Origin of the sequence: Limnobaculum eriocheiris (genome assembly GCF_021010575.1) — a bacterium.
Lineage (GTDB): Bacteria > Pseudomonadota > Gammaproteobacteria > Enterobacterales > Enterobacteriaceae > Limnobaculum > Limnobaculum eriocheiris.
The window spans coordinates 1-21926 of record NZ_JAJNAG010000017.1; the positions used below are offsets into that span (position 1 = coordinate 1).

17 protein-coding genes and 1 tRNA gene are annotated in these 21926 nt (G+C 47.0%); 8 read left to right on the forward strand and 10 right to left on the reverse strand.

The features are described from left to right. Positions 1-179 precede the first annotated feature (179 nt). The 3 genes from yjiA to LPW36_RS09140 form a co-directional block, all read right to left on the reverse strand. Positions 180-1145: a GTPase gene (gene yjiA / locus LPW36_RS09130; protein WP_230609374.1), complete on the reverse strand. Its 966-nt coding sequence runs from the start codon at positions 1143-1145 to the stop codon at positions 180-182. 19 nt (positions 1146-1164) lie between these two features. Next, a complete protein-coding gene (locus LPW36_RS09135; protein ID WP_108901291.1) occupies positions 1165-1368 on the reverse strand; it encodes a YbdD/YjiX family protein in 204 nt (67 codons plus the stop codon). 146 nt (positions 1369-1514) lie between these two features. After that, entirely contained in the window at positions 1515-3668 is a 2154-nt protein-coding gene (locus LPW36_RS09140; RefSeq protein ID WP_230609375.1) for a carbon starvation CstA family protein, read from the reverse strand. 589 nt (positions 3669-4257) lie between these two features. Between LPW36_RS09140 and LPW36_RS09145 the strand changes: the two genes are divergently transcribed. The 6 genes from LPW36_RS09145 (at position 4258) to truB (ending at position 10615) form a co-directional block, all read left to right on the forward strand. Further along, positions 4258-4334 (forward strand) — tRNA-Met (locus LPW36_RS09145). A 202-nt stretch (positions 4335-4536) separates the two neighbouring features. Beyond that, a complete protein-coding gene (rimP, locus tag LPW36_RS09150; protein ID WP_230609376.1) occupies positions 4537-4989 on the forward strand; it encodes a ribosome maturation factor RimP in 453 nt (150 codons plus the stop codon). A 20-nt stretch (positions 4990-5009) separates the two neighbouring features. Continuing rightward, on the forward strand, positions 5010-6497 hold the full coding sequence (gene nusA / locus LPW36_RS09155; protein WP_230609377.1) for a transcription termination factor NusA: 1488 nt from the start codon (positions 5010-5012) through the stop codon (positions 6495-6497). A gap of 23 nt (positions 6498-6520) precedes the next feature. Further along, positions 6521-9196 (forward strand): translation initiation factor IF-2, encoded by a 2676-nt coding sequence (infB, locus tag LPW36_RS09160; RefSeq protein ID WP_230609378.1) that lies wholly within the window; start codon positions 6521-6523, stop codon positions 9194-9196. A 70-nt stretch (positions 9197-9266) separates the two neighbouring features. Next, positions 9267-9668 carry a 30S ribosome-binding factor RbfA gene (gene rbfA / locus LPW36_RS09165; RefSeq protein ID WP_140919748.1) on the forward strand — a complete coding sequence of 134 codons (402 nt, stop codon included), beginning with the start codon at positions 9267-9269 and terminating at the stop codon, positions 9666-9668. Continuing rightward, on the forward strand, positions 9668-10615 hold the full coding sequence (gene truB, locus LPW36_RS09170; protein ID WP_230609379.1) for a tRNA pseudouridine(55) synthase TruB: 948 nt from the start codon (positions 9668-9670) through the stop codon (positions 10613-10615). Before rbfA ends, truB begins: the two co-directional genes overlap by 1 nt. Positions 10616-11138: 523 nt before the next feature. Here the strand turns inward: truB and LPW36_RS09175 are convergent. Genes LPW36_RS09175 through LPW36_RS09205 form a run of 7 tightly spaced genes read right to left on the reverse strand, consistent with a single transcriptional unit; the run spans position 11139 to position 18761 of the window. Beyond that, positions 11139-12443, reverse strand: a complete 1305-nt coding sequence (locus LPW36_RS09175; RefSeq protein WP_230609380.1) for a DUF58 domain-containing protein — start codon at positions 12441-12443, stop codon at positions 11139-11141. Then, positions 12440-13459 (reverse strand): AAA family ATPase, encoded by a 1020-nt coding sequence (locus LPW36_RS09180; protein WP_230609381.1) that lies wholly within the window; start codon positions 13457-13459, stop codon positions 12440-12442. The genes LPW36_RS09175 and LPW36_RS09180 overlap by 4 nt, the downstream gene beginning before the upstream one ends. Next, entirely contained in the window at positions 13449-14696 is a 1248-nt protein-coding gene (locus LPW36_RS09185; protein WP_230609382.1) for a DUF4350 domain-containing protein, read from the reverse strand. Before LPW36_RS09185 ends, LPW36_RS09180 begins: the two co-directional genes overlap by 11 nt. 2 nt (positions 14697-14698) lie before the next feature. Next, positions 14699-16231, reverse strand: coding sequence for a hypothetical protein (locus LPW36_RS09190; RefSeq protein WP_230609383.1), 1533 nt, complete (start codon positions 16229-16231; stop codon positions 14699-14701). Continuing rightward, positions 16221-17219 carry a stage II sporulation protein M gene (locus LPW36_RS09195; protein ID WP_230609384.1) on the reverse strand — a complete coding sequence of 333 codons (999 nt, stop codon included), beginning with the start codon at positions 17217-17219 and terminating at the stop codon, positions 16221-16223. The genes LPW36_RS09190 and LPW36_RS09195 overlap by 11 nt, the downstream gene beginning before the upstream one ends. Further along, positions 17216-17911, reverse strand: a complete 696-nt coding sequence (locus tag LPW36_RS09200) for an RDD family protein (RefSeq protein WP_230609385.1) — start codon at positions 17909-17911, stop codon at positions 17216-17218. The genes LPW36_RS09195 and LPW36_RS09200 overlap by 4 nt, the downstream gene beginning before the upstream one ends. A 40-nt stretch (positions 17912-17951) precedes the next feature. Beyond that, complete coding sequence (locus LPW36_RS09205) at positions 17952-18761, reverse strand: BPSS1780 family membrane protein (protein ID WP_230609386.1); 810 nt, start codon at positions 18759-18761, stop codon at positions 17952-17954. 414 nt (positions 18762-19175) lie between these two features. Here LPW36_RS09205 and rpsO point away from each other — a divergent pair, with 414 nt between their 5' ends. Both rpsO and pnp read left to right on the forward strand, forming a co-directional pair. Beyond that, entirely contained in the window at positions 19176-19445 is a 270-nt protein-coding gene (rpsO, locus tag LPW36_RS09210; RefSeq protein ID WP_230609387.1) for a 30S ribosomal protein S15, read from the forward strand. Between the two features lie 276 nt (positions 19446-19721). Beyond that, positions 19722-21839 (forward strand): polyribonucleotide nucleotidyltransferase, encoded by a 2118-nt coding sequence (gene pnp / locus LPW36_RS09215; RefSeq protein WP_230609388.1) that lies wholly within the window; start codon positions 19722-19724, stop codon positions 21837-21839. The last annotated feature ends 87 nt before the right edge of the window (positions 21840-21926 follow it).

Sequence of the window (21926 nt, forward strand, 5' to 3'; positions counted from 1 at the left end):
TCTTGCGACACTCTCCGCTAATTTTAAGACGAACAGTACTCAGTACTGTTCTTAATCATCTCGCCAAAACCTACCAGAGTATGGTGTTGGTTTATTAGCGCTGATTTTGTGGGGATCCCTCAGCGCAAATGTGGGGCTTTTTGTTTAGTGTTTCGAAAGGGTATTATTGATGATAATTATCAGTTTGATAATTCGGCAAATTTAGTTCGAATTTCTTCTTCTGGTAAATCGATACCGATGAATATCATGGTGCTTTTTTGTTCTTCATCTGAAAGCCACTCACGATCCCAGTCGGCGTTGTACAGACGCTGTACGCCTTGAAACAGCAGGCGACGGGATTCATCTTTTATCAGCAAAATTCCTTTATAACGCAGCAAATTATCAGCAAATTTCACCAGAAGGTTTTCCATGACTTCGGATATTTGCATCAGTTCTAGCGGTTGGTCGTGATAGATTACTATTGACTGAATATTATTTTGTGGCTGAGGTATTCGGCGAAAAACGGGCGTTGGTGCTGTTACATTTAACTTATCATTAAGCACAAAGCCTTCGATATCAAACAAGACACTGAGGTCGATATTGCCATGTGTCACTTTGTGAATAGAAGCGCGAGCATTCATTAGCTGTAGCCGTTGAATCAATGCTTCATTATCTGTTGCAATATCGGTTTTGGTCAGCAAAATGCGATCTGCATAGCCAACTTGTGCTTGTGAGAGAGTAAATTGACTTAGTTGCTGATCGGCATGTACCGCATCGACTAATGTGAGAATGCCATCTAACAAAAAGCGTTGGCAAATACGTTCATGAGCAAAAAAGGCTTGAGTAATAGGACCAGGATCGGCCATACCGGTACATTCGATAATCAGACGGTCAAATTCCAACTGATTTTTATCTACGCCATCTAACAAATCCAGCAGGGCGTTTTCCAGTTCATCCGATTTGCTGCAACAGATGCAACCGTTGCTGAGGGTGGTGATACGGCTGGCGCGATCGCCAATAATGGTATTATCTATTGGTACTTCACCAAATTCATTTTCAATAACAGCAATTTTATAACCGTGATTTTCATTCAGAATGTGGCGTAATAAGGTGGTTTTACCTGCACCCAAAAAGCCTGTCAGGATAGTGACTGCAATGGGTTTCATATCGCATCCTTAGTGTCTGTTAACAGCAGCGCATTCCGCCTTTGCCGTCTGCACCGTAGCGGGCATCCTGACGTTCGCGAAAAAACTCTTCGTAAGTCATCGGCGTTTGGTCCGGGTGAGTGAGCTTTATATGCTGAACGTAATTATCATAATCAGGTACACCGATTAGCATACGCGCGGCTTGCCCCAGATATTTACCAGCCTGACCGAGATTTCCAAACATGTTGTTCTCCAGGAAAATACGCTACAAAAATTATCTGTAAATCTGATGGATAATGGGCGCAGTGTTTGCTGCGCCCATGAATATCAGATCTTAACTTGTTCTGAATACGGCATTATTTATATTATGCAACGTATTCATGATGTCTGTTAGTGGTGCGAAGAAATCTGAATACCACCTTCAGGAACTGGCACAAAAGGCGTTTCCTGATCGGTACGTTCTGATTTTTTACGCGCAGCCATTGCAGTTTTGATACCGTAGAAAATGATGCTGTAAACCACTAACAGGAACAGGATGCTTAAACCAGCGTTAGTGTAGTTGTTAACTACAATGTGGTTCATATTAGCAATCTGTTGTGCAGTCAGGTTAGCACCACCATCAGCGATCTTCTGCTTATAGTTGTTAGCCTGGAAGAAGAAGCCTTCTAACTGAGGATTGTCGCTCAGCAGTTTCAGACCCAGTGCATAAGTGGTACAGATCAGCAGCCAAATAGCTGGAATCACGGTAACCCAAATGTACTTGGTACGCTTCATCTTAATCAGTACAACGGTACTCAGAACCAGAGCAACAGCTGCTAACATCTGGTTGGAGATACCGAACAGAGGCCACAGGCTCTTCACGCCGCCTAATGGATCCACTACGCCTTGATACAGTAAGTAACCCCAAAGACCAACGCAACCCGCGGTACCGATAATACCGGCAATCAGAGAATCAGTTTTCTTCAGGAATGGAACGAAGTTACCCAGCAGGTCTTGCAGCATAAAGCGGCCAGAACGAGTACCGGCATCCAGAGCAGTCAGGATGAACAGTGCTTCAAACAGAATACCAAAGTGGTACCAGAAGCCCATGTTCGCCGCAGGAATGATCTGATGGAACACGTGTGCAATACCAACGGCTAATGTTGGAGCACCACCAGCACGGTTCAGTACTGAAGGTTCACCGATGTCTTTAGCGGTTTGCAGGATTTGATCGGGGCTGATTACAAAGCCCCATGAGCTAACGGTAGCCGCAGCATGGGTAGTCACATCACGCAGTGATTCTATGATCATTGGTGCATCTGCAGTACCCAGTCTGTGCAGGTCTGGCATGGTGATGCCTAACGCTGCTGGCGGGGTGTTCATTGCAAAGTACAGACCAGGCTCGATAATAGAAGCCGCGATCAGAGCCATGATAGCTACGAAAGATTCCATCAGCATTGCGCCGTAACCGATGAAACGAGAGTCGGTTTCGCAAGCCAGCAGTTTTGGCGTAGTACCAGAAGAAATCAGCGCATGGAAGCCAGAAACAGCACCACAGGCGATAGTAATAAACAGGAATGGGAACAGTGAGCCTTTCCACACTGGACCAGTACCATCAATGTACTGCGTTACGGCAGGCATTTTCAGGTCTGGGTTCAGGATCACAATACCAATTGCTAAACCAACGATAACACCGATTTTCAGGAAAGTTGCCAGATAATCGCGCGGTGCCAGAATCAGCCATACAGGCAGTAAGGCAGAGATAAAGGCATAACCAATCAGCGTATAGGTAATAGTGGTGTCTTTGAAAGTCAGTGCAGGGCCCCAGTATGGGTCGTGGGCAATAACGCCACCGAACCAAATGGATGCGACTAACAGAATGATACCGATAACCGAAATTTCGCCCACACGACCCGGGCGTAAGAAGCGCATGTAAATCCCCATGAACAGCGCGATCGGTACAGTCGAACATACGGTAAACACACCCCATGGACTTTCGGCCAGGGCTTTAACAACGATCAGTGCCAGTACTGCCAGAATGATGATCATAATCAGGAAACAGCCAAACAGCGCGATAGTTCCCGGAACCGGGCCCATTTCCTTTTTGATGATCTCACCCAGTGAAGCACCATTACGGCGTGAGGAGATGAACAGTACCATAAAGTCTTGTACTGCACCTGCTAATACCACACCGGCCAGCAGCCATAGGGTACCAGGCAGATAACCAACCTGTGCAGCCAATACAGGACCAACTAATGGGCCTGCGCCAGCGATAGCAGCAAAGTGGTGACCAAACAGTACTTTTTTGTTAGTAGGTACATAGTTCAGACCGTCATTATTAATCACGGCTGGTGTTGCACGGTTTGGATCCAATTGCATCACTTTAGAAGCGATATAAAGGCTGTAGTAGCGGTATGCCACCAGATAAACCGATACAGAAGCAACGATAATCCACAGGGCGCTGATGTGCTCGCCACGGCGTAAAGCAACTACGCCCAGGCAAGATGCGCCAAGTATTGCCAACAATATCCATGGGATATGTTTCAATATTCCCTCTCTTTTCATGAGGTATCCTTTTTCTTCCTGTCTGTAATAAATTGAGTGATTAGCCCGGTTATATGTCGTTTTAAGCAAGTGTTTGCCTGATCCGGACATGTCATTTCCCTCCTTATAATAAGGGGGGAATATAATATTGACGGCTCATTATCATGAGGCGCGTCGAGGGATAACATCGCAATTTGGTCCAGCGGTTTGATCTGCAGGCTAAGCGGTTAAAATCGACCAGTGAGTGGTTGGAAGATGATTAACTGATGGGCAGATAAAGGTTGATTAACTTGATAGCGTGTTTTTTGGGTATGGCCAGCCCTGAACAGGCTGAAAGTTAAAGTTGATGTGGTTATTCACGGGTGGATAAAATTTTGATTTCTTCCAAAGGAGCCCGTATTATCAGCGCATCTAAGGTGTTTATATTGTCATTAAGTTATCATATGCAAATATAAAAGATGCAGTAATTGGATTCAGACGGGTAAGCCCGGTTAGTGATTATTTACTATCATTGATCAAGCGGATGAGTACTTAAGGCCTGTCCCATAAGCATTACCTTTTGAACATTTGCGTTTTGCAGGTGGTTAGCGTATTATACGCATCGTTCGGACGCGGGGTGGAGCAGCCTGGTAGCTCGTCGGGCTCATAACCCGAAGGTCGTCGGTTCAAATCCGGCCCCCGCAACCATTTTCCCTAGTTTATTTTCAAATAGAGCAGCGACAGTTTGTTGCGGCTGTTTATTTGAAAAGATACTCACTGAGTCAGTAGCTCAATCGCTTTCTCAGTAACAGGGTCCAGTTGCAAAAAGCCCCGACTTATCGGGGTTTTTTGTTATTAGACAGCAGAATCACTGGGCTTTATGCCCTTTTTTTATGTCTTGGGGGTGGGGTTGGCCACGCTAGAGCAGAAGTTGACAGAGTTGATAAGCGCACCGGTAGAAGCATTGGGCTTTGAACTGGTTGGTATTGAGTTCATCCGTGGGCGTCAATCGACTTTGCGTATCTACATTGATAGTGAAAACGGTATTAATGTTGATGACTGTGCCGATGTCAGTCATCAGGTCAGTGCAGTACTGGATGTTGAAGATCCAATTACTACGGCCTATAACCTGGAGGTATCGTCTCCGGGTCTGGAAAGACCGTTATTTACAGCGGCTCATTATGAGCGCTTTATCAATGAAGACGTATCCCTGACTTTGCGCATGGGTGTACAAAACCGTCGTAGATGGGCAGGCAAGATTAAATCCGTCGAGGGTGAAATGATAACTCTTGATGTGGAAGGTAAAGATGAAGTATTCGCACTGAGCAATATTCAGAAAGCGAATCTGGTCCCCCACTTTTAGAGCTCATATGAGGCAACTAGATGAATAAAGAGATTCTGGCTGTTGTTGAAGCGGTTTCTAATGAAAAGGCGCTTCCTCGTGAGAAAATTTTCGAGGCGCTAGAAACAGCTCTGGCAACGGCAACTAAGAAAAAGTATGAGCAGGAAATTGACGTTCGCGTAAGTATTGATCATCGCTCCGGCGATTTTGATACTTTCCGCCGCTGGATGGTGGTTGAAACTGTCACTCAGCCAACGCGTGAAATTACGTTAGATGCTGCTCGTCTTGATGAACCTGAAATTCAGGTTGGCGATTACGTTGAAGATCAAATTGAGTCGGTAACCTTTGACCGTATCACAACTCAAACCGCGAAACAGGTTATCGTACAGAAAGTACGTGAAGCTGAACGCGCGATGGTGGTTGAGCAATTCCGCGAGTATGAAGGCGAAATCGTTACTGGCGTCGTTAAAAAAGTTAACCGTGATAGCATCATTCTTGATTTAGGTAATAATGCCGAAGCCGTTATTGGTCGTGAAGATATGCTACCGCGTGAAAACTTCCGCCCAGGTGACCGTGTTCGCGGCGTACTGTATATCGTTCGCCCGGAAGCGCGTGGTGCCCAGCTGTTTATCAGCCGTTCACGTCCGGAAATGCTGATTGAACTGTTCCGCATTGAAGTACCGGAAATTGGCGAAGAAGTTATTGAAATTAAAGCGGCTGCTCGCGATCCGGGTTCCCGTGCGAAAATTGCTGTGAAAACCAACGATAAGCGTATCGACCCGGTTGGTGCCTGTGTTGGTATGCGCGGTGCGCGCGTACAGGCCGTTTCTGGTGAACTGGGCGGTGAGCGTATCGATATCGTATTATGGGATGATAATCCTGCACAGTTTGTAATTAATGCGATGGCCCCCGCAGACGTGGCCTCTATCGTTGTTGACGAAGATAGACACACCATGGATATCGCTGTAGAAGCCGGTAATTTGGCTCAGGCGATTGGTCGTAACGGTCAAAACGTTCGTCTTGCTGCACAGCTGACCGGCTGGGAGCTGAACGTGATGACAACTGAAGAGTTACATGCAAAACATCAGGCAGAAACATACGCTGCGATTGATGCCTTTACCAAGTATCTGGATATCGATGAAGATTTCGCAACGGTACTGGTACAGGAAGGCTTCTCATCTCTGGAAGAACTGGCTTATGTGCCGGTGAAAGAGCTGTTAGAAATTGATGGTCTGGATGAAGACACCATTGAAGCGTTACGTACCCGTGCTAAAAATGCGTTAACCACGCTGGCATTAGCGCAGGAAGAGAGCCTTGGCGACAACAAGCCGGCAGAAGATTTATTAAGTCTGCCTAATCTTGATCGTTCTATGGCGTACAAGTTGGCTGCAAAAGGCGTTTGTACGTTAGAAGACCTTGCGGAGCAGGGTGTTGACGATTTAACAGATATTGATGGCCTGACCAGCGAAAAAGCTGGCGAGTTAATTATGGCCGCTCGCAATATTTGTTGGTTTGGCGATCAAGAGTAATCACTGTAGCAGGAAGGAACAGCATGTCAGAAGTAACCATAAAATCGCTGGCCGAAGAGATCCAAACTCCGGTAGACCGCCTGTTACAGCAGTTTGCTGATGCAGGTATTAAAAAGTCTGCCTCGGACTCCGTGACCCAGCAGGAAAAAGAGACGTTGCTGACGCATTTAAACCATGAACATGGTGGTGCGCCGAGCAAACTTACGTTGCAACGTAAGACCCGTAGCACACTGAGCATTCCAAGTACCGGTGGCAAAAGTAAATCTGTCCAGATTGAAGTACGTAAAAAACGTACTTATGTAAACCGTGACTCACAAGAAGCTCAGGAAGCGGAAGCACAGGCAGCTCGCGAAGCCGAAGAATTAGCGCAACGCGAAGCAGAAGAGAAAGCCAAACGTGCTGCAGAAGAGCAGGCGAAACGCGAAGCAGAAGAGAAAGCCAAGCGTGAAGCTGCTGCTAAGAAAGCGGCTGAAGAGAAAGCTAAAGTGGCGACAACAGCGAATAAACCTGCAGAAAAGGCTGAAAAACCAGCCCAGACGGAAAAAGCCCGTCGTGAAGCAGAAGCAGCAGAACTGAAGCGTAAAGCTGAAGAAGAAATGCAGCGCAAAGTTGAAGAAGAAGCAAAACGCGTAGCAGAAGAAGCTCGTAAAATGGCCGAAGAGAACGAAGGCCGTTGGGCATCTGAATCAGTGGAAGAAGAAGTGGTTGAAGATTACCACGTGACGACTTCCCACCATGCGCGTGAAGCAGAAGATGAGAACGATCGTAAAGTTGAAGGCGATCGTCGTGCTCGCGGTGGTAAGTCAGGTAAGCCGAAGAAAGGGAACAAACTCTCTGAATCGAAAGCCGACCGTGAAGAGGCTCGCGCCGTTACCCGTGGTGGTAAAGGTAAGCGTAAGCCAAGCACATTACAGCACAGCTTTAATAAACCAGCTCAGGTAGTAAACCGTGACGTAGTGATTGGTGAAACTATCACCGTTGCCGAGCTGGCAAACAAAATGGCAGTTAAAGGTTCTCAGGTTATTAAAACCATGATGAAACTGGGCGCCATGGCCACTATCAACCAGGTTATCGATCAGGAAACTGCTCAACTGGTTGCTGAAGAGATGGGCCACAAAGTTATTCTGCGTCGTGAAAACGAGCTTGAAGAAGCGCTGATGAGTGACCGTGATACTAACGCAGCACTGGAGCCTCGTGCACCGGTTGTTACCATCATGGGTCACGTAGACCATGGTAAAACATCGCTGCTGGACTATATCCGTTCAACCAAAGTCGCCTCCGGCGAAGCGGGTGGTATTACCCAGCATATCGGTGCTTATCACGTTGAAACTGAAAATGGCATGATCACCTTCCTGGATACCCCGGGACACGCCGCGTTTACCTCAATGCGTGCTCGTGGTGCTCAGGCAACGGATATCGTTGTTCTGGTGGTTGCGGCAGATGATGGCGTGATGCCACAGACTATCGAAGCTATTCAGCACGCTAAAGCAGCGAAAGTTCCTTTAGTGGTTGCGGTGAACAAGATCGATAAGCCGGAAGCGGATATGGATCGCGTTAAGAACGAGCTGTCACAGCACAACGTTCTGCCTGAAGAGTGGGGCGGCGATACTCAGTTCATCCCGGTTTCTGCGAAAGTCGGTACCGGTATTGATGACCTGCTGAATGCGATTCTGCTACAGGCTGAAGTTCTGGAGCTGAAAGCCGTGCGCGAAGGTATGGCGAGTGGTGTAGTGATTGAATCATTCCTGGATAAAGGTCGTGGCCCGGTGGCAACGGTTCTGGTTCAGGAAGGTACGCTGCGTAAAGGCGATATCGTTCTTTGTGGTTTTGAATATGGCCGCGTTCGCGCAATGCGTGATGAAGTGGGTCATGAAATCAATGAAGCGGGTCCATCAATTCCGGTAGAAATTCTGGGTCTGTCAGCGGTTCCTGCTGCGGGTGATGAAGCGACGGTGGTCCGTGATGAGAAGAAAGCGCGTGAAGTCGCTTTATATCGTCAGGGCAAATACCGTGAAGTGAAACTGGCGCGTCAGCAGAAGTCTAAACTGGAAAACATGTTTGCGAACATGGAAGAAGGTGATGTTTCTGAACTGAATATCGTTCTGAAAGCAGACGTTCAGGGTTCTACCGAAGCGATTTGTGAATCACTACGGAACCTGTCTACTGATGAAGTAAAAGTGAAGATTGTTGGTTCGGGCGTAGGTGGTATTACTGAAACTGATGCTACTCTGGCGGCTGCTTCTAACGCTATCATCTTAGGCTTTAACGTTCGTGCTGATGCTTCTGCGCGTAAAGTTATTGAGGCTGAGAACCTGGATCTGCGTTACTACTCAGTGATTTATGACCTGATTGGCGAAGTGAAACAAGCCATGAGCGGTATGTTGGCACCTGAATACAAACAGCAGATCATTGGTCTGGCTGAAGTACGTGACGTATTCCGTTCACCGAAGTTTGGTTCCATCGCTGGCTGTATGGTCACTGAAGGTATTGTTAAGCGTCATAACCCAATCCGCGTATTGCGTGACAACGTGGTTATCTATGAAGGCGAGCTGGAGTCTCTGCGTCGCTTTAAAGATGATGCCAGCGAAGTACGTAACGGTATGGAATGTGGTATCGGCGTGAAGAACTACAATGATGTTCGCGTTGGCGACCTGATTGAAGTGTTTGAAGTTATCGAGATTCAGCGTACTATCGCTTAATTCCGATGGCTTAAAGTAGTATCCATTTGGGGGGCCTGGCGCCCCCTCATTGTTTTGGAGATTAATAATTATGGCAAGAGAATTTAGCCGTACTCAGCGCGTTTCTCAGGAGATGCAAAAAGAGATTGCCATCATTCTACAGCGTGAAGTCAAAGATCCGCGCATTGGAATGGCAACGGTTTCTGGCGTAGAGCTTTCACGGGATCTGGCTTATGCCAAAGTATTCGTGACTTTTCTGAATGATAACGACGAAGATGCCATTGCAGGCGGTCTGAAAGCTTTACAGGACGCATCTGGTTTCATCCGTTCACTGTTAGGAAAAGCGATGCGTCTGCGGGTGATTCCTGAATTGACCTTTGCTTATGATAACTCTCTGGTAGAAGGTATGCGTATGTCAAACCTGGTGACCAGCGTAGTGAAGAACGATGCTGAGCGCCGTGCTGCTGCCGGTGAGGATGAGGAAAAAGAGTAATGGGTCGTCCTCGTCGTCGCGGTCGCGATATACATGGTGTTCTGCTGCTGGATAAGCCGACGGGCATTGGCTCTAACGATGTCCTGCAAAAGGTAAAACGTATCTTCAACGCTAATAAGGCGGGACATACCGGTGCGCTGGATCCGTTGGCTACGGGCATGTTGCCAATCTGTCTGGGAGAAGCCACCAAGTTCTCTCAGTTTTTATTGGATGCGGACAAACGTTACCGCGTGATCGCACGATTGGGGCAAAGAACCGATACCTCTGATTCCGATGGCGCTATCATTTCTGAACGCCCGATTAATTTTACTCAGGCTCAACTTGATAGCGCACTGGAAACTTTTCGCGGCGAATCAGACCAGATCCCATCAATGTATTCCGCATTGAAATATCAGGGCCGACCGCTGTATGAGTATGCCCGCCAGGGTATTGAAGTTCCACGCGAATCCCGAAAAATTACCGTATATGAACTGAAATTCATTCGCCAGGAAGGTAACGAACTGGAGTTGGAAATTCATTGTTCCAAAGGTACCTATATCCGCACCATTGTTGACGATTTAGGTGAATTACTGGGCTGTGGTGCCCATGTGATTTATTTGCGTCGTCTGAATGTGGCGGATTATCCAACGGAACGGATGGTGACTCTGACTCAGCTTGAGCAAATTGTTAATAACGCTCAGGCGGAAGAACGTGCACCGGCGGAAGATTTAGATCCACTGCTGCTACCAATGGACAGTGCTGTTGCTGACTTCCCGGAAGTTAACTTATTACCGGTAATGGGTGTATACGTTAAGCAAGGGCAAGCAGTACAAGCCGCGGGCGCTCCGCGCAGCGGGTTAGTGCGTATTACCGTAGGGGATGAACGCGAGTTTATCGGCGTAGGCCAAATCGACGATGACGGCCGCGTAGCTCCCCGCCGTCTGGTGGTTGAAAACCCGGTTGAGTAGTCTCGTTAATTAAATAACAAAAAGGCACGAATATGAAGTGCCTTCAGATTGATGACTAACCTAATAAATTAGCACTTGTGAATATTTCGGCCCTCCCAACGATTGACTATGTTAAGACATAAAACTGAACCATAGACTTTGTACTATTAGCGAATTCAAACTGAGGGAGAGATTTACAGGCTAACGCCTGCCCTTCGGGGCAACGCAAGCGTTGTCCGTGGGGATCGACTTGGCGTAAGCCAACGACAAACAGGCAAAGCCTGTTTGAACAGCGCCAGCGCTGGCCCGTCAGGGTGAAACACCGCAAGGTGTTTCATAACTGCCCGTAGGAAATCTAGGCCCGAAGCGCACCAGAGCTGAGTACAGATGGTCTTCCGGCCGAGCACGAAGATAATATAAGCACTTAGCTTTTGCGGCCGGAATATTCTCAGAAGCCGATTAATATATCTTTAGCGGTAACTCAATTATAAAGCCTATCTTACCTTTCCCCGAAAGGGTATTTCACAAGAGAAAAGTAACCAAACTACAGTTGTCCCGCCGCCTTAATCGCCAGATACCTATTCACACTCTCAACCGCCAGTTGCTGCGGCTGAACATCCAGACAGAGTATGCCCGCACTACGCAACCGCGTTAATACGGCCTGACGTTTGGATTGATAGCTGGATGCTGCGGCACGCAGGGCGGCATCTTGCTGATTATTAATGGGTATTGAAGCAGCATTATCCAGCTCGGTTTCCCGCAGGCTGGCGACCAGTACCAGATGACGTTTGCTTAACAGTTTCACTGCAGCCAGCAAGCTTTGCTCATCTTCATCTCTTAAGTTGGTAAACAGTACTACCAGTGAGCGCTTACGTTCCCGGGTAATCAGTGACTGTGCCGCCACTTCGAAATCGCTACTGGATAAGGTAGGTTGCAGATCGTACACCTCATGCAGTACCCGGTTAATGGCATTAACCGAGCGAACCGGTGGTAAATAGCGTTCCGGGCCACCCAGTGTTATTAAGCCAACGGAGTCACCATAACGCAACCCGACATAGGAGAGCAGTAACACCGAGTTTAGCGCATGGTCAAAATGCATCAGCTCACCTTCGCTGGCACCCATACGGCGTCCACAGTCCAGCATCATGATAATGCGTTGATTACGCTCATCCTGATATTCCCGGGAGATCATTTTTCTCATTCGGGTGGTGGCTTTCCAGTCTATTTGCCGCATAGCATCACCACTGCGATATTCACGCAGCTGTTCAAACTCCATACCCTGACCCCGTTTACGGAATTTATGAAATCCCATACCGGCCTGAGTAATGGTCGTTTGCAATGCCATTTGAGTTATTGGTGCAAAGTTTGGAAAGACGCTGACTTTTTTCTTTGTGCCAACTAATGCCTGACGCTGCCATAACTGTAAAGGTGAAAACAGACGCAGATGTACCTGACCAAACCACAAATCGCCCCGCATTAGCGGCTTGATGCGGTAAACCACCTGAGAAACCTGAGGTGGGGTAAGCATCAGATGAATGGTTCTGTCATCATATTCACACTTTTCTGGCGGGCTGTCCTTTAATTGAATTTTTTGACGTACCCTTACCTGAGCGGTGACATATAGGATTACATTACACCATATGGTTTGCGGCAGGCTGCCTGCAACCTCGCGTTCAATAACGGGTAATGGCTGCCGGTATAAACCGATTGCGTCCAGAGTAACCAGCAGTAAAAGTGCTGCACCAACTATCAGCCAGACGGGAAACAGGGAAGGGATAATGGTTGCGGGAATTGACCCACAGAACCAAAGACCGCTAAGCACCAGTAGCCGGTTAGAAGGCAGAATCATCTGCGTGGGGCCTCAATTCGGTCTAACAGGCGGTTAAGAATATGCTCTTCCGTCAGCCCTTCAATTTCTGCATCAGGCGACAGTGTAATACGATGGCGCAGTGTTGGTATTGCCTGCTGTTTGACATCGTCAGGCGTTACAAAATCGCGACCTGCCAATATAGCACTGGCACGAGCTGAACGAATCAACGCAATACCTCCGCGTGGGCCAGCACCCGTACTGATGCCCGGCCAGTTGCGTGTCGTTCTGACAATGCTTAAGGCGTAATTCAGTACGCTGTCATCGACCCGAATACCGGCGGTAATTTTTTGTAAGGCAACAATCATTTCCGGGCTGGCTACCGCCTCGATTTTATCAACATTCAGACGATCGCCAACGCGCTCAAAGGTGCTGGTAGCAACCAATGCCAGTTCTTCCTGCTCGGTGGGGTAGTCAAACATGACGTGAAGTAAGAATCTGTCCAGTTGAGCTTCCGGCAGGGCATAGGTTCCGTCCTGCTCTATGGGGTTTTGAGTAGCAATAACTAAGAAAGGTGGTGAAAGCTGGGCGGTTTCCCCATCAATTGTCACCTGGCCTTCCTGCATTACTTCCAACAGCGCCGCTTGGGTTTTTGCCGGCGCGCGGTTAATCTCATCCGCCAGCATCAGGTTGGTAAAGACTGGGCCACGACGAACCACAAATTCCGATGCCTTCATATCGTAAAACATATGACCAGTGACGTCGGCGGGCATTAAGTCAGGAGTAAACTGAATACGCGATGAGTGACAGTTACAGGCCTGTGCCAGCGCTTTAGCCAGCAAGGTTTTTCCCAGTCCCGGAACCCCTTCAAGCAACACATGGCCACCCGCCAGCAGGGCACAGAGGATCTGCTCTACAACCTGATCCTGACCAATAAATACCTTGCGGATCTGCTCCTGAATACGCAGAACAATGTTGGTTGCTTCCTGCGGCGTAGTCGGAATAGTTGGTACGGGAGCGGATGATGAAAAATAGTTATCCGTTGAGTTAAATTCCATAGTTTAGTCTCCTACTCGAACTGCTTTGCAGTGAGTTTAATCGGTCGATCAGCAGGCACAGGGTTTGGGTTGATTGGGTAAATTGGTTCAGATGTTGAACTTCTCCTGCCATCGCCTGAGTAATAAGCCCGAGGTCATAATGAGTAATATGTTCAATAAGTTGAGCGTCGCTGCGGTTACCGGGGTACTGAATGCGTAACGGTTGTAACAGGCGTAATACCTCTTCCTGCAGTGGGGCAACCAACCGCTCATAGTCATAATTATTCAGGTGAAAATCAGCCACAGCCTTTAAATGCTCGGTAAGGCTGGGGCGGGTCGGTGGTGGCGTAGGGATCAGCGCGCCAAAACGAGGGATATAGCGCCACAGTACCAGTAAGATACAAAGCCCAAATGCCAGTAGCGTATAAAGCGCATGTTCGACCAGCCAGCTTAACAGGTTTGGTAAAGTGGCATAGCGAACCAAATAAATAACGTCGTTTCTGTCTGGCAGCGTAGCAATATGCAGCCAGAGTTTGGCGTGGTCATATTGCTTAATATTGTCATTACCGAATAGTTTAAGTGGAACAACCGTCACCCAGCCCTGCTCAAGCTGAAACCGGCTGATAATGTCCCATTCGCTTTTCGGTGATTCAGGAACATTTTCTGTGGTTTTCCAGTCTACGTAAAAACGCGGGGTGTCAGTAACATCAGCCACCATCTTGTCTTTTTCAAACAGGATTGGCATGCCATCCCGCTTTTTGTCTGGCGTGTCTTTTTCAGGTAATTTAACCGTAATTAGATCAACAGAAGGTTTTTTGCTTTCACATTTATCATCGTTATCACATTCATCTTTCAGATAAATATCAAACAGTTCCTGTAATTCGACACTGTTTTTATCCTCAAGAGGCGAAATAATCAGATGACCACCTTTGCTAACCCAGTCCATTAATTTGGTTTTTTGGGTTGGTTCTTTAAGTAAACCATCAGGATTGAATAATACTAAAGTTGATTTTGCCGGTAACTTATTCAGAGACAGCGCATCACCAACGATTTTCACCTGATAACCAGACTTACTCAGCAGTTGTTCTGCGGTGTAGTAGTTATTTGCAATAACTTTCCAACTGGGAAGCGTTGTAACTTCCCGTTCTTCCCACTCAAGTTGTTGATAGCAATAAATGGCCAGTCCGGCAATGGCGGCAAATATAATCGTCAGGATTAACCATGGATTAGTGCTCTTTTTGGCGTTATCCGCTGACATAATTAGCTGGCCTCCCACTGAGACTGATGATCGTAGTGAGTTGGCCATTCCCGGCACAGCTGTTCTAATTTTATGATATCAGGGGAACGGTGTGCGTAGGCCTGTGCCAGCCAAAGCTGGGTTAACTTGATAAAGAAATCTGCGCTGCTAAGTTCCGATCGCTTGACTAAGCGGATACAGTCCTGTTCGGTATCCGAAGAGCGAAACATTACCCTATCCCGATGAGCAAGAACCGATAGTGAGCCACGAAATAGCAGGCTAAGGGCAGAACGCAAATCGCCAGAATGAATCATCGACAAGGCAACTTCGGCAATATTTTCAGGTAGCGATTCGGGTTGAATATCCAGCCCGGCAATTTGTGTCGGAGGGGCTAATTTTTGCGCTTTTTGCCCCCGGATAACCGGTAATTGAATAATAATAAAGTAGGCGATAGCAATAACGACCAGCGCCAGTATTCCCCAAAGCATCCATTGGCCCGCTCCGGTTAAGGTAACTAAAGCGCCATTTGGATTGGACGAAATAGGTGGCAGTGATAAATCCGGTTTCTTATTCGGTTTTTTCGCCTTTTTTTCTTCCTGTATAAACTTCAGACGCTTTCTGACTTCTTTGCCGCCATATTCTGGCTGTTTCAGTATTTGCTGTAATTTTTCAGGGGCATGGGTAATGGTTTCTTGTCTGACGGTGGCATTGTCCTGACTGGCATAGCTATGGGGAGCGTAACCGGAGATACCCAGAGTCAGTACAAGCAACAGCGCACTAAACAGCGTTGATGACGTTGTGCGGCTTTGCTTCTCTATTTTGCGGAATTCCAGCTCAATATCCCAGGCTTCAATATCACTGCGTCTCTTTAAATAAAGAGAAAAACCGGCAGCGACGTAGATAGGTTCCCATAGCAAAATACCTAAAATATAAAATCCCAGCGCCATCAGTGAATTAAAATTAAAATTGTTCAACCACAGATCTCCGAACAACTCATCGGTATAGCTGTTGTTATCGATAGAGATCATGGCGACAAAGGCAATTGCACAGAAAGGAAAAACTTTTTCAGCAATAAAACCAAACAGCGTTAATACAGCGGCATTGATACCAATGTAGTTAGAAATCGCTTTACGTCTTATTCTGGCATTGCGGCCTTTAATACCTTCAAGGACATCAACGGGGAGCGTCAGTGAACGATAGGGGGAAAAGCGTGCCCAGGTGAGCGCCCGAATCAGCCGGGTTTTAAACAGCAAGGTGGGAATGGCTTTTATGTTTTGGCGCAACGTTGGCGCAGATCCAAATACGACTCTGCTGATAACAAACAGCGCCATACGGTCAAGCAGCGGTTTTATCCACCAGACCAGCAGATAGATACCGGTATAGCTAAATTCTGCCCAATAGGCCAGACCAAGCAATAGCCCTATGACAGGTAAAGAGAAGCATAGCCATGCAATATAAAGCGGCTTGAACCAGTGCATCGCCATTCGAACGCCTAAATCAATGGCCTCATTGGCTGGCCGGGTGCGCAACACAATGGCTAAACGATCAAGCTGCATGGCGGCGCCCTGTAAAAATAAAATAACCAAGCAGCAAAAGCAGGGTAAAGGCACCAACGGCAATTTTTATCGGTAAAGGGAAGTTATGCGGTGACCAGAATGCTTCAATCATGGCAGCGATAAGTAACATAATGCCACTACCGCAAATCAGGCCCAACACCGAACGTGCCGTGGTTTTTAATGAGTCGGGGCGACTTAGCCGGCCCGGCATAATCAAGCTCCAGCCCAGTTTCAGTCCGGTGGCGCCAGAAATAATTATTCCACCAATCTCAAACGCCGTATGACCAAGAACAAACGAATAAAAGTTACGGCCAGCCCCAATATTAATCAGACGAGCTTCGATGGCGCCCATGTGAATGCCATTAAATACCAGCGTGTATACGGTGCCTAAGCCTGCCAGTAAGCCGCCGGCAAAAGCTTTAAAGGCAATACTGATATTGTTATAAATGTAAAAGCCAAACATCTTCCAGTTAGAGCCGGAATCGCGCAGGATACTGGCACCGTAATCAAAGGCATCATCACCGTTATACATTTCATCCATCTGATGAATATCATCCGGAGCAATAACCACGTAGACAAAATCAGGCCACAGGCGGATTACGACCATCATAATGATCCATGGCCCAATAATAAGCAGCGCAGAGAGTAGTACCCAGCGAAGATTAGCTCGCAGATCGGCGGCAAATCCTCCGGCAATATAGTTCAACATTCGACCGCTTATACTACTGTTGGCACGATATAAGATGTCATGTCCTGACTGAACCAAATTGTGTAACCGCTCAACCAGTAACAGGCTATAGCCGCGATCGCGGGCGATAGCCAAATGCTGGCAGAGATTTCGGTAGCGTTGTGGCATCTCGTGGTTGGCAAACGGCGGCCGGGAGACGGTTCCATCCTGATTTTTTATAATTCTCAGATGATGGCCTAACCAGTTTTCAAAGGCTTCCCATTCCGCCTGATGTAATGCCTCAAAGCGTTCCTGCTTCATGGTTTGCGTCCTATCAAAAAGTTAGCAATGCTGATAAGGCGAGCTGCACCCTGAGATTCTTGCGGATGCGTAGTTTGTGATAATTGAGGTAGCAATGCAGCCAGCTCTTCCTGCCTTGGTTTAGTTAAACCCACGGAACGTTCAGCAAAGGAGACAATCGTTTTTTGCGTATCGCGTGACAGTGGAAAGTCAGGGGGAACCGGCATAGCTTCAGGTACGCTAAACCGTCTGGCAGCTGGCTCGGTATAAACCACGATAGTACCGGCGACAATATCCCCTAAACGGCGGAACTCTTTGTTGGTCAACATAGCGATCAGACCGAACAAATAGAAAAGCGGGAAGAAATCTGCAAAACGCAGAAAATTACGGATGATAGAAGCACTTAAATTAATTGGGGTACCATTGTCGTTAAGTACTTTTAAGCCAACAAGGCGTTTACCGGGTGTTTTTCCCTTAAATACCACTTCAAAAAAAACCGGGTAAAACCACTCTATAAGAAAAATTGAAATCAGAAATAGCCCAATACCCGAATCGCCAATAAACATGGAGGGTATTGCAATAAGCAGCATTAATAACCAACGTAAGATGGTATCAATAAAAAAAGCGAAGCCGCGGGGTAAAAAACCGGCAGGATGTAATCGGATCTCAATGAGCTCCGGGGTGGTGATGTCACGAACCGTATCAAGCATCATATATTAAAGCCGGGCAGAGGCCCGGCTTTATCTCTGCAAATTACTTGGCAATAAACAAACTACGGTAAGTCGAGTAGTAGGTTACAAGGAACAGAGGCATAGTGATTAACAGACCTAAACCAAAAGGTAAGGCTGAAACGAACATGATGATACCCATTACCAGGAAGAACAGCAGGCCGGGAACAATGTTCTTTTTAACAGCAGACAGGCTCATAGAAACAGCCTGACCTAAAGGCAGATTGTGAACAACGATTAGTGCAGGAGCAAACCAGGTTAATGCATAACCAACCAGGTAGATAACCATCATTAACAGGAAGGCCAGGAACATCATACCGCCGCTTGCGCCAGCCATTGCCATTGAAGGATCGCCGCCCGCTTGTGAACCCACAGCCATTGCCAGCATAGCGCTACCGCCAACAACGAACATCACGATAATAGCCAGAATCATGATACCAAACATGATAGCGCCAACACCCAGCAGTGAGCCCAGGTTCTTTTGGAAACCAGAGAACAGCAGGCCAAGGTCAACTTCGCCGGTCAGACGTTGCTTTTCACAGATGGCAATAATACCACCAACGAAAATTGGCATGATAACGGCGGTTAAAATGTTCAGGAATGGGATGAAACTAATGATCATCAAAATCACTAACAGTACGATACCCAGAACAATCCACATACCTAATTTAGGCTTCATAAAGTTCCAGGCTTGAGTAATCCAATTTACGCCTTCACCAGCAGGAACAGCCTGAGCGCCAGGGATAAAAGTTTCACCAGCTTTATCAAGTACGACGGCGACGTCTTCGACGTTAGATTCCGGCGGTGTATAAGGGTTATGGTCTTGTTGAGTCATAGTATATTTCTCTTTCCTTAGGGTGTTTATGGTCTATAAAGTATTGACCAAATCCATATATTCAAAAAATTTATTTCAGTCAAAGCCCCGACACCCAAAAATCAAATGTCGCGGGGGATTGAAGAGCGATAATCATACTCGCCAGGGGATTTTATGAAAAGAAGATTTGCGTGTTTTTTGGTATAATTTCCCACTCTTTTCTGTAAAAACGATTAGCAGGTTAGGCAGGTGAGAATGGGTTAGTGGTGATAGTTAACAGTTACTGGCGTTTGTTAAATAATTTTTACCTGTTAATCCGTTAGCTGGCTTGCTATATGGATATGTGAAGAGTAGTATATATCGGCTTATGCATTGGGTGGCTGAATTAGAGATCGGCGCCTGTTTTTATTTATATCTAAGAGTTGGAGTTCTATAATGTCTCTAAGTGTTGAAACGAAAGCTAAAATTGTTGCTGAGTATGGTCGTGGCGCAAACGACAGTGGCTCACCAGAAGTTCAGGTAGCCCTGCTGACTGCACAAATTAACCACCTGCAAGGCCATTTCTCCGAGCACAAAAAAGATCACCATAGTCGTCGTGGTCTGCTGCGTATGGTTTCTCAGCGTCGTAAGTTGCTGGACTATCTGAAGCGTAAAGACAGCTCACGCTATACTCAACTGATTGCCAGTCTGGGTCTGCGTCGCTAAGTCGATGAGTTTCAGGAGAAAGGGGCCAAATGTGGCCCCTTTCTTCTAGGATTAGAAGATAAATAGCAGTATTATAGAACGCTGGTTTTTGGGCCTTCTGGTGCAGAGGTTCGCGCGGCTAATGAAAGCGCTGATAATAATAGTGGTTATTCTTATAACTAACGTATTATTAAATCAGAATTTTCATTAGTCGCGAGGATGCAGTTAGAAGAAAGTTAAAGTTAGTCCGTTGGAGCAAATGCTTGATGGACTCGTATGAAAATAAAGGAAAATAGCTTGCTAAATCCGATTGTTCGTAAATTTAAGTATGGTCAGCATACCGTGACGTTAGAAACCGGTATGATGGCTCGTCAGGCAACGGCTGCTGTGATGGTAAACGTTGATGACACCGCAGTATTTGTTACCGTTGTTGGCGCGAAAAAAGCCAAAGAAGGTCAATCATTCTTTCCATTAACCGTTAACTATCAAGAGCGTACTTACGCTGCGGGTCGTATTCCTGGTGGTTTTTTCCGTCGTGAAGGCCGTCCTAGCGAAGGTGAAACCTTAATCGCTCGTCTGATTGACCGTCCGATTCGTCCACTGTTCCCGGAAGGTTTCCTGAATGAAGTTCAGGTTATCGCGACCGTAGTTTCTGTTAACCCACAAGTTAGCCCGGATATCGTGACAATGATTGGTACTTCAGCAGCATTAGTACTGTCAGGCATTCCATTCAATGGTCCGATTGGTGCGGCACGTGTCGGCTATATCAACGATCAGTACGTTCTGAACCCAACTACCGATGAGCTGAAAGAGAGCCGTCTGGATCTGGTTGTGGCAGGTACTCAAAGCGCAGTACTGATGGTTGAATCTGAAGCCGCATTACTGAGCGAAGAGCAGATGCTGGGTGCAGTAATGTTTGGTCATGAGCAACAACAAGTTGTCATTGATAACATCAACGCACTGGCAGCAGAAGCAGGTAAAGCTAAGTGGGAATGGCAGGCACCTGAAACTAATCAGGCGCTGTATGCTCAGGTTGAGGCGTTAGCTTCCGCTCGCTTAGGTGATGCTTACCGTATTACTGATAAACAAGAGCGTTATGCTCAAATCGATGTGATTAAAGCTGACGTATTGGCTGCCCTGTTAGAACAGAATGCAGACTTAAACCAAAGCGAAATCGGCGATATGCTGGGTAGCATCGAGAAAAACGTAGTTCGTAGTCGCGTATTACGCGGTGAACCACGTATCGATGGTCGTGAAAAAGATATGATTCGTGGTCTGGATGTACGTACTGGCGTATTACCACGTACTCATGGTTCAGCGCTGTTCACCCGTGGTGAAACTCAGGCACTGGTTGTGGCAACGCTGGGTACTGCCCGTGATGCACAAAACATTGATGAGCTGACCGGTGAGCGTACTGACAGCTTCCTGTTCCACTATAACTTCCCTCCGTACTCTGTAGGTGAAACCGGCATGGTTGGTTCACCAAAGCGTCGTGAGATTGGTCATGGTCGTCTGGCAAAACGCGGCGTATTAGCGGTAATGCCTGACCAGACTGAATTCCCATATACCGTTCGTGTAGTATCAGAAATTACTGAATCTAACGGTTCATCTTCAATGGCTTCTGTTTGTGGTGCTTCATTAGCACTGATGGACGCAGGTGTGCCAATTAAAGCCGCCGTTGCGGGTATCGCAATGGGTCTGGTGAAAGATGACGAAAACTTTGTTGTTCTGTCAGATATTCTGGGTGACGAAGATCACCTGGGCGATATGGACTTTAAAGTAGCCGGTAGCCGTGAAGGTATCTCTGCGTTGCAGATGGATATTAAAATTGAAGGTATTACCCGTGAGATCATGAAAGTGGCTCTGAATCAGGCTAAAGGTGCTCGTCTGCACATTCTTGGCGTGATGGAACAGGCTATTTCTGCACCACGCGGTGATATTTCTGAATTTGCTCCACGTATTCACACCATCAAGATTAATCCTGAGAAAATCAAGGATGTCATCGGTAAAGGTGGTGCGGTAATTCGTGCGTTGACTGAAGAAACCGGTACAACTATCGAAATCGAAGATGACGGCACAGTGAAGATTGCTGCAGTTGACGGTGATAAAGCGAAACACGCTATTCGCCGCATTGAAGAGATCACCGCTGACGTTGAAGTTAACCGCGTTTATTCCGGTAAGGTTACTCGCATTGTTGACTTTGGTGCTTTCGTTTCCATCGTTGGTGGCAAAGAAGGCCTGGTACATATTTCTCAAATCGCCGATAAGCGCGTAGAGAAAGTATCAGACTACCTGCAAATGGGTCAGGAAGTTCAGGTAAAGGTGATGGAAGTTGATCGTCAGGGTCGTATTCGCTTAAGCATTAAAGAAGCGACTGCGCCTGCTCAGGACGTTCCAGCAGCATCTGAAGAATAACGGTAATATTTATTATTGCTGTAATTAATTACATGGTGTCTTGTTGTTGTATAATGGCAAGTCACCATGTGTATGACTGGGACAGGG